The 18,563-nt window shown below is 43.9% G+C and carries 16 protein-coding genes; 6 read left to right on the forward strand and 10 right to left on the reverse strand.

Features of this window, described 5'->3' with window-relative positions; all coding sequences use genetic code 11:
- Positions 1-87: 87 nt before the first annotated feature.
- Complete coding sequence (locus ADA42_RS14340) at positions 88-996, forward strand: polyprenyl synthetase family protein (RefSeq protein WP_048765888.1); 909 nt, start codon at positions 88-90, stop codon at positions 994-996.
- Between the two features lie 71 nt (positions 997-1,067).
- Here the strand turns inward: ADA42_RS14340 and ADA42_RS14345 are convergent, their stop codons facing one another.
- The 4 genes from ADA42_RS14345 to ADA42_RS14360 form a co-directional block, all read right to left on the reverse strand.
- Positions 1,068-1,925 (reverse strand): SPFH domain-containing protein, encoded by an 858-nt coding sequence (locus tag ADA42_RS14345; RefSeq protein ID WP_004941142.1) that lies wholly within the window; start codon positions 1,923-1,925, stop codon positions 1,068-1,070.
- Between the two features lie 14 nt (positions 1,926-1,939).
- The gene (locus tag ADA42_RS14350; RefSeq protein ID WP_004941138.1) at positions 1,940-2,407 is read right to left on the reverse strand and encodes an NfeD family protein; all 468 of its coding nucleotides are present in this window, start codon (positions 2,405-2,407) and stop codon (positions 1,940-1,942) included.
- 98 nt (positions 2,408-2,505) lie between these two features.
- Entirely contained in the window at positions 2,506-3,423 is a 918-nt protein-coding gene (locus ADA42_RS14355) for a patatin-like phospholipase family protein (RefSeq protein WP_004941135.1), read from the reverse strand.
- A gap of 65 nt (positions 3,424-3,488) precedes the next feature.
- Complete coding sequence (locus ADA42_RS14360; protein WP_025094387.1) at positions 3,489-4,115, reverse strand: 1-acyl-sn-glycerol-3-phosphate acyltransferase; 627 nt, start codon at positions 4,113-4,115, stop codon at positions 3,489-3,491.
- Between the two features lie 134 nt (positions 4,116-4,249).
- Here ADA42_RS14360 and ADA42_RS14365 point away from each other — a divergent pair, with 134 nt between their 5' ends.
- The 3 genes from ADA42_RS14365 to ADA42_RS14375 all read left to right on the forward strand — a co-directional run bounded on the left by ADA42_RS14365 (position 4,250) and on the right by ADA42_RS14375 (position 7,926).
- Entirely contained in the window at positions 4,250-5,500 is a 1,251-nt protein-coding gene (locus tag ADA42_RS14365; RefSeq protein ID WP_004941129.1) for an MFS transporter, read from the forward strand.
- A 409-nt stretch (positions 5,501-5,909) separates the two neighbouring features.
- The gene (locus ADA42_RS14370; RefSeq protein ID WP_004941126.1) at positions 5,910-6,587 is read left to right on the forward strand and encodes a DNA-binding response regulator PmrA; all 678 of its coding nucleotides are present in this window, start codon (positions 5,910-5,912) and stop codon (positions 6,585-6,587) included.
- 13 nt (positions 6,588-6,600) lie between these two features.
- Positions 6,601-7,926: a sensor histidine kinase gene (locus tag ADA42_RS14375; protein WP_004941123.1), complete on the forward strand. Its 1,326-nt coding sequence runs from the start codon at positions 6,601-6,603 to the stop codon at positions 7,924-7,926.
- Here the strand turns inward: ADA42_RS14375 and ADA42_RS14380 are convergent.
- From ADA42_RS14380 to ADA42_RS14390, 3 genes are all read right to left on the reverse strand, one after another.
- Positions 7,923-8,585: a phosphatase PAP2 family protein gene (locus ADA42_RS14380; protein ID WP_370685149.1), complete on the reverse strand. Its 663-nt coding sequence runs from the start codon at positions 8,583-8,585 to the stop codon at positions 7,923-7,925. The genes ADA42_RS14375 and ADA42_RS14380 overlap by 4 nt on opposite strands.
- 154 nt (positions 8,586-8,739) lie before the next feature.
- Positions 8,740-9,927: an ammonium transporter gene (locus tag ADA42_RS14385; protein WP_048765892.1), complete on the reverse strand. Its 1,188-nt coding sequence runs from the start codon at positions 9,925-9,927 to the stop codon at positions 8,740-8,742.
- A 206-nt stretch (positions 9,928-10,133) separates the two neighbouring features.
- The gene (locus ADA42_RS14390; protein ID WP_228137579.1) at positions 10,134-10,637 is read right to left on the reverse strand and encodes a hypothetical protein; all 504 of its coding nucleotides are present in this window, start codon (positions 10,635-10,637) and stop codon (positions 10,134-10,136) included.
- A 95-nt stretch (positions 10,638-10,732) separates the two neighbouring features.
- Between ADA42_RS14390 and ADA42_RS14395 the strand changes: the two genes are divergently transcribed.
- Complete coding sequence (locus ADA42_RS14395) at positions 10,733-11,641, forward strand: AEC family transporter (protein WP_048765895.1); 909 nt, start codon at positions 10,733-10,735, stop codon at positions 11,639-11,641.
- Positions 11,642-11,677: 36 nt separating this feature from the next.
- Here the strand turns inward: ADA42_RS14395 and ADA42_RS14400 are convergent, their stop codons facing one another.
- Complete coding sequence (locus ADA42_RS14400) at positions 11,678-12,289, reverse strand: hypothetical protein (RefSeq protein WP_048765942.1); 612 nt, start codon at positions 12,287-12,289, stop codon at positions 11,678-11,680.
- 167 nt (positions 12,290-12,456) lie between these two features.
- Here ADA42_RS14400 and ADA42_RS14405 point away from each other — a divergent pair, with 167 nt between their 5' ends.
- Entirely contained in the window at positions 12,457-13,485 is a 1,029-nt protein-coding gene (locus ADA42_RS14405) for a hypothetical protein (RefSeq protein ID WP_048765897.1), read from the forward strand.
- An 82-nt stretch (positions 13,486-13,567) separates the two neighbouring features.
- On the opposite strand, the gene ADA42_RS14410 is transcribed toward ADA42_RS14405, so the two are convergent.
- Entirely contained in the window at positions 13,568-15,448 is a 1,881-nt protein-coding gene (locus ADA42_RS14410; protein ID WP_048765899.1) for an ATP-binding protein, read from the reverse strand.
- A gap of 72 nt (positions 15,449-15,520) precedes the next feature.
- Positions 15,521-18,424 (reverse strand): valine--tRNA ligase, encoded by a 2,904-nt coding sequence (locus ADA42_RS14415; RefSeq protein ID WP_048765901.1) that lies wholly within the window; start codon positions 18,422-18,424, stop codon positions 15,521-15,523.
- Positions 18,425-18,563 lie beyond the last annotated feature (139 nt).

Consider the following 18,563-nt stretch of genomic DNA (forward strand, 5'->3'; position numbering starts at 1 on the left):
ATCAGTCCTATCATGGTAAATTAGGCAGCATGTCATGAGCGGTCTGTTCAGACCTTTTTTCGCTCCCATTCAAGATTCGAGGCAATTGTGACATCGATTTCCCCTGTGAATAGCAACATCTTATCTACAGCTCAAGAACGAATTCAGCAAGATTTGCAGATGGCACTCGATGCCTTTGCACTGCCAGAGCCACTCAAGTCGGCGGTGCATCATGCCGTTATGCTGGGTGGCAAGCGGGTGCGTCCAGCATTGTGCTATGCCGTGGCTGCATTGGCAGAGAATCCCAATTATGCGGCAGCACGCCGCGCTGCGGTGGCGGTTGAACTGATTCATTGTTATTCACTCGCACATGATGATTTGCCTTGCATGGACAACGATTTGCTACGCCGCGGACAACCGACGTGTCATGTGGCATTTGGCGAAGATACTGCATTGCTGGCGGGTGATATCTTGCAATCAATGGCATTTGAGGTGTTGGGCAGTCGTTTGTTTGATCAGCAAAATAGCGTCGATGCCTCGATTGTACTCAGACAAATGCAAATTCTGGCCACCTCTAGCTCTAAGATGGTTTGTGGACAGGTGCTCGATTTACAGGCCGAAGGCAAAAGTATCGATCAGGCGGCACTTGAAAATATTCACCGCAATAAAACGGGCGCACTGATTCAAGCTGCCATTCTGATGGCCGCCGTGACCTTATTTAAAGGAACAGATCCCGCATTGGTGCAATTACGTCAGTTTGGTCAAAGTTTAGGGCTGGCGTTTCAGGTACAAGACGATATTCTCGATATTATCTCCAGTACCGAAACCCTAGGTAAAACCGCAGGTAAAGACCAGCAAGTACAAAAGTCGACTTACCCTGCGCTTATGGGGCTTGAAGCGGCACAGGCTTATGCCATAAGCTTGCACGATCAGGCACTGGCTGCACTGACGCATTTCTCAGGTGCAGCAACGGACCTTGAACAAATCACCCAGTTTTTATTGCGCAGAAAAAACTAAGCTCACTTGAATAAAAAAAAAGCGATTTGCTTAAAGTGCACATCGCTTTTTTTATGTTAATTCAAAGAGATCTAGTTGGGCTGACGTCCCATTACACCCCGAATGGTACTAAGTACATCGGCAGGAATCACCACGGTTTTGGCATTGTTGGATTTTGCCATTTCTTGCATGGACTTGATGTACTGTTCACCAAGCAAATACGCAACTGGAATTTCCTGTTCGCCTACCGCAGAGGTGATCATTTCAATGGCTTTTTGTGAGGCCTCAGCCAAAACCACTTGCGCTTCGGCATCTCGACGCGATGCTTCAAGACGACCATCGGCTTCTAAAATCGCTGCCTGCTTTTCGCCGTCGGCACGGGTCACGGTCGCACGGCGCTGACGCTCGGCAGCAGCCTGCGCTTCCATCGCGGCTTGCATGGTGGTCGATGGCTGGATATCCTGAATCTCGACCGTTTTTAAGGTAATGCCCCAGTCTGAAATATCATCGGAAATGGCGGCTTTCAATTTGGCCTTGATATGATCACGAGATGACAGGGCATCGTCTAGATCCATCTCGCCCACGATTGAGCGTAACGACGTTTGCACCAGATTTTGAATGGCCCAAGTATAGTTTTCAATTCCATACACCGCTTTTTCCGGTGTGGTCAAATTGATATACGCGACCGCATTCATAAGTAGCACGGCATTGTCACGTGTAATCACTTCTTGCGAAGGAATATCAAGCACAATATCTTTAGTCGTGACTTTGTATGCGATTTCATCGACATACGGAATCACGAAGTTTAATCCTGGATTTAAAGTGGAGTGATATTTTCCTAAGCGCTGTACAATCCATTTATAGCCTTGCGGCACAATGCGTACACCCTTAAAAATCGTCACGCCAACAAAGACAAGAAAGGCTAAGCCAATAATTAAACCCACTGACATAAGTGTGTCCTCATTTATTGTTTATTAGGGTTATGGGGTTGAACAACCAGATTATTGCCCATGATGTCGACCACGCACACGCGATCGCCTACGCTCACCGGAGCCAAACTGCGACAGTTCCATTCATCGGTTCCCATCACAGGCAAGGAAAAACGTACCAGTACCTGTTCATGCGACATACCCACACGAATCACCATGCCCACCTGACCAATCGTGGCTTCGCGGGATAAGCCTGCCTTGGTTTTATCGATGGACAATGGCTTGATAAATTTGAACCATAAAAAGGTACACAGTATCGATAAAATTACCCAAGTGATCAGCTGTGTGGGAATGCCCATCATTGGAAACAACCAGAGTAAAACACTCACCATGATGGCGGCAACACCGAACCAAAGAGCGGCAAAAGCGGTAAAAACAAGTTCCGAAAGCATTAACACAATGCCCAGAACAAACCAGTGCCAAGGTTCTAATACAAATTCCATAGCAATGCTCAAAATGTTGTTATAAAAAAGGTGCAATCGAAATACACGATTGCACCTTCACTGTAGCAGAACTTGGCAGGGCTGAGTAAAAAATGACTTTAGAATTTGGCCCGAGGTGGTGGCTGAAGGGCAGCAGGTGATTTTTTAAATTGATCAATCGCGCTTTGAATAGCACGAATTTTAAGTTGTGCTGCTTTTTCACCTTCCAAAATAGCATCATTACTGGCTTTTAAATCCAGTGCGCCAAGATGACCGACTTTAGGCTGAATCACCACAGTGGCCTGCTTTAACTCTTCATTAATGCTTTGCTGACCCATGATGTTGATGGTTTGATCGAGCAACCCCAACATGCTGCTGGCCTGAGTACCTGCCGGACGCGCAGAAATATCGACCGCAATCACAATATCGGCGCCCATATCACGTGCTGTTTTGACCGGAATTGGGCTTACCAAACCGCCGTCGACATACTGTACCTTGCCAATGGTTGTTGGAACAAAAACATTCGGAATACTACATGAGGCACGAACCGCCTGACCGGCATTGCCTTTAATAAAATCGGCTTTTTTGCCGTTGTCTAAACGTGTTGCAACTGCGGCAAAGCGAATTGGAAATTGCTCAATTGGCTTGTTACTTACCTGAGTATTGACGTAATTTTGCAGTTTCTGACCCAGCACAAAGCCCTGACGATTCAGGGTTAAGTCACGGATATCAGATTCTTGTAACTTGAGCGCAATCGATTGCATCTGGTAGCCAGTTTTTCCGCTGGCATAAATACTCCCCACAAAACTGCCCGCACTGGTGCCCGTGACAATTTTCGGTTTGATACCATGCGATTCGAGTACTTTGATCACACCAATATGGGCAAAGCCTTTGGCACCACCACCGCCCAGTGCAAGCGCAATGACGGGTTCACGAGGCTGAATCGAGCTGGTTTGAGGAGGTGTTTTAGCAATTTTGTCACATCCAAAGAGCGTAAAGCTCAGTGCTGTAACCAAGGCGAAATGTGCAACTTTCATGAACAATTAAACGTGTTGGATGACCATCAGATTGCGCACATCAGACCAGATTCACTGCTTTATTTCTAGTCATTTTTTACAAGATTTTGTAAAGGACGCGACAGGCGATCTGGTCGCTTCGCTGATACCTTGCCCTCAAAACGTTGCATGATGGCGGTTAGGTCTTGCTGATAATCACCTGTTGGGGAAAAAGCACCTAAGCAATAAATGGTTTTATGATCAAAATCGAAAGAGAAAATTACAATAGGGATATGCGCTTTTAACGCAATATGATAAAACCCGCTTTTAAAGGTGCTGGCCTGTTTGCGCGTACCCTCGGGCGCCATGCCAATCCAGATGCGTTCATGCTGTTCGATGGCCTGAACCACCTGCTCGGTTAAACCCGTACGTTTGCTGCGTTGTACCGGAATAAGCCCTAACCAGTTCAGTACGGGCGTACTGACCGGAGTAAAAAGCGAATCTTTGCCGAGTACCGTGATTTTAATGCCCAGACCACCGATGGCCAAAAAGCCGTACCATGCATCTAGGTTAGATGTATGGGGTGCAATAATCGCGACGGCTTTAGGAACATTAGGAAACTCGCCCTCAATTCGCCAGCCTTGAGCCAGAAATAACTGCCTGCACATGCGGCGGCTTAAGGCAGTGCCACGTTGCGGCACACGATCGGGAAGATCAGGAAAAAACTGGGTCATATCCATCTGTGGTCATGTTGGTCATCCTATTGTCATCTTAAGCCTTTGAAAGGTACGCTACATTGGCAAAATAGTTAGATGCATTTTAAAACAGACTGATTTTTGCAATTTTTTTGATTCGAGCCCGATACGCTATGCATGCAAGCCGTCTTTATCTGTTGTTATTTAGCCTGTATTGGGCACAAGGGTTACCCGTAGGCTTTATGACCCATGCCTTACCCGTCATTTTACGGGCACAAGGCGTGTCTTTGGCACAGATTGGCGGCTTTGGCCTGCTGATGCTGCCGTGGTCGATCAAAATTTTATGGGCACCTTGGGTCGATCGGTTTGGCAGTTCACGCATTGGGCATTATCGTAGCTGGATCATTCCCATGCAGGTATGCAGCATTTGCGGGCTTGTTGTGCTGGCGTATTTTCCGATTGAGGCATTGAACCAGCCACAATTTTTGTTGATGTTTTTTGTGCTGATGCTCTGGATTAATTTTTCAGGAGCCACTCAGGATATTGCCACCGATGCATTGGCCGTGAATTTACTCAAAACTGATCAACAGCACTGGGGCAATACCTTTCAGGTGATTGGTTCACGTTTAGGATTTATTGTGGGTGGCGGCGTACTTCTGTGGGCTGTCGATGCTTTGGGTTGGCAGAATACCTTTTTGTGTTTGGCGGCTCTAGTGGCACTTAACACCTTGCCCATTGTGCTACAACCCGCGCGACAGGATCGTCAGGGCGTGCAGGGCAGTGCGGCAAAATTATTCTCAATACGCCATTATTTGCAGCACTTTTTACAGTCTAAGACAACACGAGCATGGCTTACCGTTTTACTTAGCTTTAAGGTGGCAGATGGCTTGGCCGGCCCTTTACTCAAGCCGTTGATGGTCGATATAGGCTTGAGTTTTACCCAAATTGGGCTTTACATTACCGTGCTAGGTGCTGTGGCTGCATTACTGGGTGCATTCATTGCCGGATATCTACTTCAAAGTTTCAGCCGTGCAGGTGTACTGCTGTTCTTTTCAATAGTTAAAATTTTAACTCTTATTGGCTTTGCAGGATTGGGCTGGGCATACGAAAGCGGGATGTCAGTATCTTTTACGCTCATTTATGCGCTCAATGCACTTGAAGATCTATGCTCGGCGATGCTACTGGTGGTAATGCTCACACTGGTCATGCACTATAGCCGAAGTGCGCTTGCAGGCACGGATTTTACCTTTCAGGTTGCTTTGATGGCCACGGTCAGCGGTGGTTTTTACCTGATCAGCGGTGTTATTGCCGACCAGATTGGCTATGCCTGGATGCTGAGTTTGGTCGTGGTCATGGCTATTTTATCTGTGTTCCCCATTTACTTTTGGTCTAAAACATTAGGGCAGTCTCAAGCATCACTCTAGATCATGATTGGGCTAAACTGCTGCGTCATTTTTCGGTGCTGTATGTAAAATTCTACTACTGAGGATACCGAGCAAACTCAAAAATATTGCTTTAATTGTTATTATGTATAAATATGCCTGTATCGGTTTGATATTGTTGCGATAAAATGAAGCAAATACGCAATTGATCAAATGGTATAAAAACGACAAAGCTTTTATTTAAGTGTGTTTTAAGCTTATATTTTTACAGTAGAAAAGTAAGTGTTGCCAAAACAATAGTCAACACGCGATTTCATTTGATATGCAAAACAGTTATGTTGAGCCAAAATGATAATTATTCTGTTGCATCGAGTCAGCGTAAAAACAGATTATTGCTCGTTTTCCTGATGCATCAGATTCATGTTATTCCACAGTTGTGCGAGTCTAACCCATGACCAAAATTTTGATTATTGAAGATGATTTCATGATCGCTGAATCCACGATTACCTTATTGAAATATCATCAATTCGAGGTAGAGTGGGTGAATAATGGATTAGATGGCCTAGCGCATCTGTCAAAGCAGAAGTTTGATCTGGTGTTGCTCGATCTGGGCCTCCCCATGATGGACGGTATGCAAGTGCTGAAGCAGATCCGCCATAAAACCGCGGTGCCAGTGCTGATTATTTCAGCGCGTGACCAGCTCGAAAACCGTGTGGAAGGTTTGAATCAGGGGGCAGATGACTACCTGATCAAACCGTACGAGTTTGATGAATTGCTGGCACGAATCAATGCATTGCTGCGCCGCACCAACAGCAAAGACAACGCTGCTTTGCAGCAAGATCAGGTGTTAGTGAATGGCGATGTGGTGCTCAATGTTGAAAAACATGTGGCCACGTTTCAGGGTAAAGAAATTGAACTCTCAAACCGTGAGTGGGCGATTTTGATTCCGCTGATGTCACATCCGAACAAGATTTTTTCCAAAGCCAATCTAGAAGATAAGCTCTACGACTTTGATAGTGAAGTCACCAGCAATACCATTGAAGTGTATATTCACCATTTACGCTCTAAGCTGGGTAAAAACTTCATCCGTACCATCCGTGGATTAGGCTATCGAATGGGACAATCATAAGGAAACGCTGAGGATGGCCAAGCATTATTCATTAAGACGTCGATTAATCTGGGTCACCTCTGTTTTTAGTCTTTTACTGGGCTGTATTCTGGTTTTTACAGCCTATAAAGTTGCCTTGCACGAAACCAATCAGATTCTTGATGAGCAAATGCGCTATCTGGCCGATCGCACGGCACGTCAGCCGCTCTACAATCTCGACAGCCACTTTCAGGCCAATCACGAATATCACGAAGAAGATTTACTGGTCGATATCTGGGCCTACGACGATCAGCGCCATTTACAAGACGAAAATCAATTGTTGATGCCTCCGGTAAAAAAAGCCGGGTTTTATTCGCAAGAGACACGACAGGGCACCTTGCGCGCCTATGTCTTGCCTTTAGAAAATTACCAGATTCAGGTCAGTCAGCTCGAAAAAGTACGCAAAGTGGTAGCACTTGAGCTTGCGGCCAGCATGTTTTTACCTTATGGCTTTATTTTACCGTTTGCCTTGCTTGGCCTGATGGGCATTATTCGGCGTAACCTCAAGCCTTTTGATGATTTTAAACGTGAGCTGACGCAGCGCGATTCCAATGATCTGTCGCCTATTCACGATGAAACGTATCCTGAAGAACTGTTACCGACCATTGAAGAGATGAACCGCCTGTTTGAGCGAATTTCAGAATCTCAGCAAGAACAAAAACAGTTCGTGGCCGATGCTGCGCACGAGCTGCGCACGCCAATCACGGCACTGAATTTACAAACCAAAATTTTGTTGAGTCAGTTTCCTGACCACGCCGCACTGCAAAATCTCGGCAAAGGCTTGGCGCGAATCCAGCATTTGGTCACGCAGTTACTGGCGCTGGCCAAACAAGATGTTTCCTTGAGTGCTATTGAACGACACAGCAGCTTTGAGCTTAATGATGTAACGCTCAACTGTGTCGAGCAACTCATGAATCTGGCGGTAGAAAAAGATATCGATTTAGGTTTTGTACGTAATGAATCGGTAAAAATGGTCAGTGTTGAACCGACCGTGCATTCCATTGTTTTTAACCTGATTGATAACGCCATCAAATATACGCCAGCCGCAGGCGTGATCAATATTTCTGTCTATGAAGATGGCGAATACGCCTGTGCACAGATTGAAGATAGCGGCCCCGGAATTGACCCCGAGCATTACGACAAGGTGCTGAAGCGTTTTTATCGTGTGCATCATCACCTTGAAGTGGGGAGTGGGCTGGGGTTATCAATTGTCGATAAGGCCACCAGTCGGTTAGGTGGAGAACTTCAACTGCTCAGAAGCGAGGAGTTAGGCGGCTTAAGTGTGTTGGTGCGTATTCCCAAACAACCGCCGCATCATTAAGAATGCTGCTGGCGAGCACCCAAATGGCGTGCCGCCCACAAGTAGATTAGGCAGTTGATTGACCACGCCCACCATCCTGTCCATAAATTATGACTTAAAAAGTGTGCGCCGCGCATCATCTGTGCCCAGCCCATTGCAAAGCCTAAAATGAGCCCGGCAAACAAATAAAACAGTGCACGTCGATGATGTGTCGCGCGGTACACAAAGTAGCCAGTCATCAAGGCGAATCCGGTGCTGGCATGTCCACCCGGAAAACAGTGCCCATGTGTGGCGCTAAAATCCCAGACAAAACCCTGTGCTGCTGGGTGGGTCATATTCCAAGGGCAAGCATGAGACGACTGTGACTTAAGAATGCCAACGATACTGGTACACAGCATACTCACCCAAAACATATAGCCATATTGCCAGCGCTGCGCGGCCAGACGCGTCATTTTAAATGATGCCAGCCACAACACAAAAAATACTGCATAAACCCCGATGATGATGTTTTTCACAATCACATGATTCAGTTTGGCCAAATACCAGTTATCGCGATGATGAAATTGCCCTGTTGCATCGACCCACGGTGCAATCAAATGCAGATCAATCGCACCGCCTACCGGAAAGAGCATCATCAGTACAACTGCACTGCATGCGATCAGTACAAGCTGTACGCGCATAAAAACAGAAAATTGCATAAGGAATTGAATAAATATAGAAATCTCTGAGCATGATTTAAACGTGCCAAACTTAGCGATCACTTAAGCGACTACATCAAATCGCAGTTAAAAAAAAGCGACTCAGAGAGTCGCAAAAGCACAAACGGGTGCGGGATTAAAACATTCCATCTTCAGAATTTGCAGAGATTTTATGAATAGACAAGTCTGCGCCACGAAATTCATCTTCTTGGCTTAAACGAATGCCCATCACGGCTTTGAGTAGGCCATACACCACAAATCCACCCAGCACAGCAATTACAATTGCAAGACCCGTACCAATCAGTTGAGACATCATCGAGACACCGCCCAAGCCTCCAAACGCCTTTTGTCCAAATATCCCTACTGCAAGGCCTCCAAGGGCACCACAGACGCCATGTAAAGGCCACACACCAAGTACATCATCAACCTTGAGCTTGTTTTGTGTATAGGTAAACAGCTTCACAAAGATTACACCTGCCACAACACCGATCACCAATGCACTTACAGGATGCACAATATCTGACCCTGCACAGATGGCGACCAAGCCTGCCAGCGGGCCGTTGTGTAAAAAGCCGGGGTCATTTTTACCCATAAAGTTGGCGCTTAAGGTGCCGCCTACCATCGCCATCAGTGAATTGATGGCCACCAAGCCTGAAATCGCATCGACACGCTGGGCACTCATCACATTAAAACCAAACCAGCCCACAATTAAAATCCAAGACCCTAACGCTAAGAATGGAATGGACGAGGGCGGATGAGCACTGACACGTCCGTCTTTTTTATAACGACCATTTCGTGCGCCCAGTAAAACCACAGCTATGAGGGCAATCCAGCCGCCCATGGCATGAACCACCACTGATCCGGCAAAATCGTGAAAGCTGGCGCCAAATTGGCTTTCGAGCCATTTTTGCAGACCAAAGTTACCGTTCCATGCCATACCTTCAAACAGTGGATACACCAACGCCACCAGTGCAAACGTGGCAATGGCTTGTGGACGCATTTTGGCACGCTCGGCAATACCGCCCGAAATAATGGCCGGAATGGCAGCGGCAAAGGTCAGTAAAAAGAAACAGCGCATCAGGTTATAGCCATGATCCGCGGCGAGTACAGCACCAGTTTGAAAGAAGCTGTGCCCATAGGAGATGTAGTAGCCTACAAAAAAGTAAGCAATTGCAGAAATAGAAAAATCGGTCAGAATCTTACTGAGCGCATTGACCTGATTCTTATGCCGCACGGTGCCGAGCTCTAAAAAGGCAAACCCGGCATGCATGGCCAGCACCAGCACTGCGCCGAGCAATAAGAAAAATAAATCGACATTTTGCATAATTTGCTCAAAAAAAGTGCTTAAATCCAGCTTGGTTGCATATAAAAAATGATTTATGCACCAAAATGGTTAAGAAAATCTAAAGGGTGATTAACCACAACGCACGGTTGGGTTAATTTGCCTATTCAAAGCAAAAAACGCACCAATATTGGATTAAAATTTAAAGCTTCCGATAAGCGTGGTGCAGACTGAGCAAAAAGAGTGCTCTAAGGTGGGCTGATCTGACACGCTTTCCCTTCATATTCGTAACGGTGAAAACGATAATTGCTGCCATCCCAGCGCAAAACCGGAAAGCAGAACCCCGGCCCACCTACCGAAACGTCGGGCATACGATTTTTTCCTGTCGATTTTAATAACTCGGGCACACCTGTACCATCATAGCGCACGCGCCATACACCTTGCGCCGTTTTACTTAATAGCACAAACCCCATACCTGTCAGTCCATAACAGCCAGTATCTGCACTGCTGACAATGGCCTCGGGTAAACGGTCATGGTTGATGTCTTGATACAGCTCAAGCGTTGGCTCACCACATTCGGATTGCCACTTATTGTGATGAAACTGAAAACCGGCAGCTTTAAAAATCGCACGCTTTTCTGCTAATGGGGCGCGTACTGCTTCGGCAAAACCGGCAGTCGAGAACAAGCTGCTCAAAGTAAAGGCGCAGGTGAGAAGTAATCGGATATTCATAGGTGCTTTATTTTTGTTCATTTGCTTAAGTTTAACGCAAATTTTAAGCCTGATCCGATTTTTGCGCATAGAATGAATCAGGATTTAAAAATAACGATAGTAGACACTGATCGAACATGGCTCATATCTTTCTTGCACTTTTTCCCCTGATTGCGCTCATTGCGACAGGGTATCTGTTTAAAACCTATCAATTTTTTAGTGCAGAATTTTGGGCAGGCGCAGAAAAACTCAATTATTACGTGCTCTTTCCAGCGCTACTGTTTCATACCCTTGTTACGGCCAAAATTGATTTTCAGAATCTAAAGTACGTGATTATTGCCATGTTTACAGTTATTGCTGTGGCCACCGCTGTGCTGTATGGCATCAAGTATTTCAAAAATATCCGACCGGCACGCTTTGGTGTGCATGTACAAAGTATTGTACGTTTTAATACCTATATTGGGTTGGCTTTGGTGGCAGCGCTCTATCACAAAGAAGGCATGGCGATCTTGGCTATTTTGCTGGCGGTAAGTATTCCGGTGGTGAATGTAATTTCGGTGCTGTCACTTACCTCAAGTGAAAATATGGCCCTTAAACCCGTACTGCTGGCATTATTGAAAAATCCGCTCATTGTCTCTTGTCTATTTGGTGGCGTATTCAATGCACTCCAGATTCCGCTGTGGGACGGTATTTTAAATTTACTCAAGCTGTTTTCATCGTCGAGCTTACCTTTGGGGTTACTTTGTGTAGGCGCGGCGTTACAGTTTATGGAAATGAAAAAAGATGTGCCCGCCTTGCTACTCGATACCGCTGCGCGTTTGCTTATCATGCCTGCGCTAGCTTACATGGTGTGTATGTGGATGGGTTTATCGACGCTTGAAACCCAGATCATGGTGGTCTTTTTTGCATTGCCTACGGCATCTGCGGCTTACATTTTAACAAAAGTGCTGCGTGGTGATAGTCAGCTTATGGCAGCGGTGATTAGCTTACAAACCCTGTGTGCGGCCGTGACCTTACCGCTGGTGATTTGGTGGGTGGGCCAATAAGTTAACGTCTTTCAATGCTGTATGGCGTATTGTCTGCTAGCATAAATACACCCGTTGAATGGTTTTCTCTTTTAAATAAAACAGAGATGCGGCACAGGTCGCATCTGCCGTACTGGCTTCAACACCTTCATTTTTTAAAATCAGACGAGCCTCTTTGGGCGCTTCTTCAAAAGGCACAATATCGGCACCATCCAGTTTCGACATATCTACAAAATTTTCTCCCCGTTCAGTTGGCTCAAACGTGGTGAATACATTTAGATCGTAATCGTGAGTGTCATTTTGGTAGTAATACACGTCCTTGCTGTTGCCAAGACGAAACTCAAACAGATATTGCAAGCCTTTGGCATTCGGATTTTTAAGCACCCGAAACGCATCAGGGTGGCCATCACCATTGGCATCGATTATAAGCGGTTGTTTTAAATAGGTGCGATCGACCACATAACCTTCTGGTAAAGGCGTAGGGTTATCTACCAAATACGTTGGCTTTGAAGCAGCTTGCACCTTAATGTGAGCGGCGGGTTGAGCGGTATTTGTTTCTTGCTTTACTGCTGCGTGTTGTGGTGCAGTATTTTGCGTTGTCGAAGGGGCTTGCGGACTACAGGCACTGAATACACCCACCAACCACAATATGCCATATTGCTTTTTCATGTTGATCTTCTTGTATTGAAAATAGCCCATGCTGGGTGCTTTATGGTAACGCTTAAATTGAAAATCTTAAAGTTGATGTTATCGGCAGAGAAGCTGAGTATTTATGGTGAGATATCTTCCTGTGAATATTGTTGCTACACTTTTTCATTTTTAGGTGGTAGATGACTATGTCTTTTGATCTTAAGGTTACGATCAAGAAAAAGGGAGACGTATCTGGGCCGCAGAAAAAACTGAATGTGCTGATTGAGAAAATTGAACAACAAAAAAAGATGTTGGCGGCATGGCAAAATGCGCAAACCGAGATCCAGCACTACACCCGGCAAAAGCTGTTGCCTTTGTATCACGAATTGCACGAACTCTGGTTTCAGCAGCTCACCCAGCTTTGGAATGTATTGCATCAACATGAATTTTCTAAAGCAGAGATCGCCAAGCTTGATGAGAAAATTGCCCAGCTTGCAAAGCGCTTAAAGTGCTCTCAGATGCTCAATGCCGAACAGCATAAACAGGCAATTCAAATAGATACCTTTTATCGCCAGCACGCCGAGCACAATCAGCGCAAAGCTCCAAAAGAATTATCAGCGCATGCCGAACCTATACAAAATACAGCGCATGATTTTGATCAAGAGGATGCAGCCGAGGCTGATTTTGAGCGCTATGCAGCCGATCAGCAGCAGGCACGTGAACAAGCCAAACAGATACGGCAGCAACAAAAACGCGAACAGGCTGAGCAGATGGCAGCGCAATCACTCAAAACGGTGTATTTAAAAATAGCCGCCATAATTCATCCAGATCGCGAGCATAATGAAACCAGAAAAGTAGAAAAAACTGAGCTATTTCAACAAGCCAGCCAAGCCTATGAACAGCAGGATTTATTTTATCTGCTCAAAATGCAGTTACAGTTTGAGCAAAATAAAGGAGCTACCTCAAAGGAGCTTAGCTCTGAGCAAGTGAAGTTTTATAAATTGGCTTTAGATGCGCAAAGTCAGCAGATTGAAAGCCAGATCGAAGACATTCTAAACTCGTTTCAACTGGTTAAAAAACTCAAAGCCAATCAGGTACATACCAGTGATGTGTATAAAGCGATTGATGCAGATGCTACTGAGTTAAAGCAGCATGTGAAATGGGAAAAAGACTGTTTAAAGCATATGAAAAAGGTGAGTGGGGTGGAGATGTTGTTGGGGAGTGAATTGTTGTAAGTGTTTATGCGATATTATTTTAATTACTATCGAATAAATCTAATAATTTTATTCGATAGAGTTAATGGTATTAATTTAAACATTAGGCTACTTTTTGTTGGATAGCTTGAATCCAGGAGCTTATTTCTTCGTAGGCACCAATATCTTTAAGTAAGTCTTTAGTTAAAACTTTTGAAAGTTCATAATTCAACTTTTTTTTAATTTGTTCAGAACTATATTCTTTTAGAGATCTATCTCCATTTTCGAAACAATATTTCAAATGTTGACTTAGTTTTTTAGGAACATCTATACTATTCCATTCGGATTTCCACTGGTCATTTGAAAAATCAATAAATGGTTCAGAAAATTGATAACAATTTGAATATAGGTTTGGATGAATATAATTCTCTATTTCATAAAAATTAGTTTGAAATGCTTTATGTAGGGAATTTTGGTTTATCTTTTGAATAAATTTTCCATATTTTTTTACATCACGATCATAAATATGTATTTGAGAAATGTTAGGTAATTTATCTAAATACCTAAAAGTAACCCAATGCTCCAAATTTCCACCTCCAAGTGGGATTAATAAAACCTGAGGGTGATTTGATAAATCAAAATTGAAACAAGATATGGATATGTTTTTTAAAAATTCGATATCTGTTGGGCCTTCCATACAAATAATTAATTTTATATTTGTATAAATCTTACTAATCATTATATCAGGTGTTATTCCTAAAGATTCTGTAACTTTTTCTAGAATGGTTACATCATTTGTTTCAATTATTAATTCTTTATCTTGTTTATATAAATAAATAATATTTGAAAGTGGTACTAACGAACCTAAACTCGGACTATGAGTTGTTAAAAAAATTTGAGTATCAGCTTTTTCAGATAATTCAACTAAAGCAGAATATAGCATAACTTGCCAGTCTGGATGTTGGGCAGTTTCTGGTTCTTCCAGAGCATAGATTACTGTTCTATCATTAGATCTTTTCCTTTCTGCTTCAGCTCTGAAATAGTTTAAAAGAATTAGTCTACGTACTCCGCTTCCTCTTTTATTAATTGGTATTCCTGCTTCATCTTCAAATGTAAATGAAAAAAGAGTGTCCCATGCTTTAGTTGATACATTAGGAATTAACTGGTCAGCAATCTCTGGATTCATTTCTCTTAGTTTGGTTATTGTTCTTTGTCCCACTTCTTCAGTAGCACTTATAATTTGAGCTTTTAATTCATCAAGTTGAGTTTGCATATTTGCTAAAATTGATTTTGTAATAACTTTTAGTGGACTCTGTACTTCGGTATCTGAATCTTTATTTTCTCTATCAGCTTTAAATAGAAAGTATAGAGGAAAATCACTTTTTATTGCCTCATAAATTTTTTTACCGTCCTCAGCGTCAATTGGTATAAATGTTTCACTTAAGTCAATTGGCTGAACATCAGAAAAATTATAGATTGCTTGTCTAATAGAACTACTTTTTGCTTTGTTAACTGAGGAGGTATCATGTGAGCTATCAAATAGGGCTAAATCCTTCTTTAATTCTGATATCTTTTTATTTACTAAGGGTGTGGCAAATTTTTTATTCGGATAGTCTGAAACAATAAATGTTTTTAAAGACTTTGCTGTAATAGTCTGAGTAGAAGCACTCCAGACTTTTCTGATTGTTAAAAATTTCTCAGAATCTAGTAAATATTCATTTGTAAGATAGGTTGGAACTGTATCTATGGTATAGGATTTTCCTTGAGCAACTTGAAATGAAACTTGAATAATAATATCACTGTCTGATTCTAGCTCTCTTTTTTTACTAAGATCACTGACATCAATTTTAACTAACTCATTATTAAAAAAAATTTCTAGTGCTTCTAATATTGTAGATTTTCCAACATCGTTTTTGCCTATAATAACGTTTAAATTGTCGTGCAAATATATAGTTTGCTCTTTATAGCCCCTAAAATTTTTTATATATAATTTTGAAATGATCATTTTTTATCCTTTAATTGAAAAATCCCTCCTAATTAGAAGGGATTTTATTTTAAATATTCACTATTTTAAAGCTTAAAGCGCAGCAATCTGTTCCATGCTTTGCTTAATTTTCACAAGCTGATCAGCAAACTCAGCCAATTTCACTTTTTCACCTTCAACAACTGCTGCTGGTGCTTTGGCAACAAAGCCTTCATTAGCAAGTTTGTTGGCAATCTGGTCATGCTGCTTTTGTACTTTATCCAAATCTTTCTGTAAGCGGCCCAATTCTGCTTTCGGGTCGATCAAGCCTTTCATTGGAACAAATACAGATGCGTGGCCTACAACGCTAGAAGATGACAGTGGCGGCTCTTCACCTTGTGCCAAGAACGTAATGCTTTCTACTTTGGCCAAAGCTCTAAAGAGCGGCTGAATACGTTCGATCTGCGTGCGTTCGCTGTCAGAGATGTTTTGAAGCAATACTGGCAACAAGCGAGCATTACCCAAGCCCATTTCACCACGGATATTACGTACAGCACCGATTAAGCCTTGAAGCCATTGCATATCGGCTTCGGCTTGCTCATTCATTTTTGCAGCTTCCGGCACTGGGTATTTCGCCGTCATGATGGTGTCGCCACCTTTACCAATCATTGGCGCAAGCGTTTGCCAGATTTCTTCGGTCAGGTACGGCATCAGTGGATGCGCCAAACGAAGTGAGGCTTCCATCACTGCAAGCAATACGCGGCGAACTTCTGCTTTACGTTCTTCCGAAACTTCTGCATCGTTTAAAACTGGCTTGGTCAGTTCGACATACCAGTCGCAGTATTCGTTCCAAATGAAGTCATAAATGGTTTGCGCAGCAAGATCTAGACGATACGTTGCAAATGCCTGATGTACCGCTTGCTCGGCTTTTTGTAGGCGACTCATGATCCATTGCTCTGGCAATTCCCATAGCTCTGGGCGCGCTTCCTGAGCAACGGTTTGACCTTCTACGTTCATGAGTACGAAGCGGGTCGCGTTCCAGATTTTGTTACAGAAATTACGGTAGCCTTCTACACGCTTCAAATCAAACTTAATGTCACGGCCAGTGTTGGCAAGGGCACAGAACGTGAAACGCACGGCATCTGTACCATACGAGTTAATTCCTTCTGGGAATTCTTTACGCGTGGCTTTTTCAATTTTTTCGGCTTGTTTCGGGTTCATCAAACCAAAAGTACGTTTTTGTACCAAGCTTTCAAGATCAATCCCGTCAATCAAATCGAGCGGATCAAGTACGTTGCCTTTCGATTTCGACATCTTCTGGCCTTCGCCATCACGTACCAAACCATGTACATATACGGTCTTAAACGGCACTTGTGGCGTACCATCCTCATTCTTCATGAAGTGCATGGTCATCATGATCATGCGCGCCACCCAGAAGAAGATAATGTCAAAACCAGTTACCAATACATCGGTCGGGTGGAAGGTATTGAGGAAATAGTTTTCCGCATCTTTCTTGGCATCGCCTGTCCAGCCCAAGGTCGAGAATGTCCAGAGGCCCGAAGAGAACCATGTGTCTAACACGTCTTCGTCTTGTTGAAGCGCAAGGTCGGCAGCAAGGTTGTTTTTCGCACGAACTTCTTCTTCGTTACGGCCAACATATACATTGCCTTCAGCGTCGTACCATGCCGGAATACGGTGGCCCCACCACAACTGACGTGAAATACACCAGTCTTGAATGTTGTTCATCCATGCCATATACATGTTGGTGTATTGCTCTGGTACAAACTTGATGCGTCCGTCTTGAACTGCTTCAATTGCAGGCTGTGCCAATGGCGCAATTTTTACATACCACTGGTCGGTTAAAAGCGGCTCTACAATCACGCCTGAACGGTCACCGCGTGGCGCTTTGAGGTCATACGGCTGAATCTGGTCTAACCAGCCTTCTGCTTCGGCTTGTGCAACCAGTTTTTTACGTGCAGCAAAACGCTCCAAGCCAACATAATCTGCTGGCGCTGCAATTGCGTCAGAAATTTGTTCACCAGCTTTTGCAATATATTCAAACTCAGCCAGAACTTCGGCATTTTTATTGAAGATATTGATAATTGGCAAATCGTGGCGTTTACCTAAGTCGTAATCGTTAAAGTCGTGTGCAGGGGTGATTTTGACACAGCCTGTTCCGAAATCTTTTTCAACGTATTCATCGGCAACAATTGGAACCAAACGGCCCGTAATTGGCAACACAATATTTTTGCCAATCAAGTGCGCATAGCGTTCGTCTTCCGGATGTACCGCAACCGCAGTATCGCCTAATAGCGTTTCAGGACGCGTCGTGGCCACCACAAGGAAATCATGGCCGTCTTGAGTTTTGAGTGACTTGTCTTCAAAGAAATATTTGAAATGCCACAACGAGCCTTTTTCTTCAACCGACTCAACTTCAAGATCAGACAGCGCCGTTTGTAGTTTCGGGTCCCAGTTTACCAAGCGTTTACCGCGGTAAATCAAACCTTGCTCGTGTAGTTGAACAAACACTTCTTTCACGGCATTAGACAAACCATCGTCCATGGTAAAGCGTTCACGCGACCAGTCGACAGAAGAACCCAAACGACGAATTTGTTTGGTGATGGTGCCGCCAGATTGCTCTTTCCATTCCCAGACTTTGTCAATAAATTGCTCACGGCCCAAATCGTGACGGCTGACATTTTGTGCAGCCAACTGACGCTCTACAACCATTTGCGTGGCAATACCCGCGTGGTCGGTTCCCGGCTGCCATAAGGTATTTTTCCCCATCATGCGGTTATAGCGGGTGAGGGCATCCATAATGGCATTGTTAAAGCCGTGCCCCATGTGCAAGCTACCAGTGACGTTTGGCGGCGGAATCATAATACAAAACGAGTCACCTTGACCGGATGGCTTAAAGTAGCCTTTCTCTTCCCAGATTTGATACCATTTTCTTTCAATATCAGTGGGATCATAGGTGGTTGCGATGTTTTGGGCAGATTGAGCGTTGGCGTCAGTCATAGTAAAAATCAAAAATGAATAAAAAATTGCGACTATTGTAGCAAAAAATACATCGGAATTAATGCTTAACTCATCGACAAAAAATTTACCTGCTCGGCAAAACACGCTAGATTAAACCCAAACGCAGACATTCATGTCT

It is taken from the genome of Acinetobacter sp. 243_ASPC, assembly GCF_001054715.1.
Classification (GTDB): Bacteria; Pseudomonadota; Gammaproteobacteria; order Pseudomonadales; family Moraxellaceae; genus Acinetobacter; species Acinetobacter soli.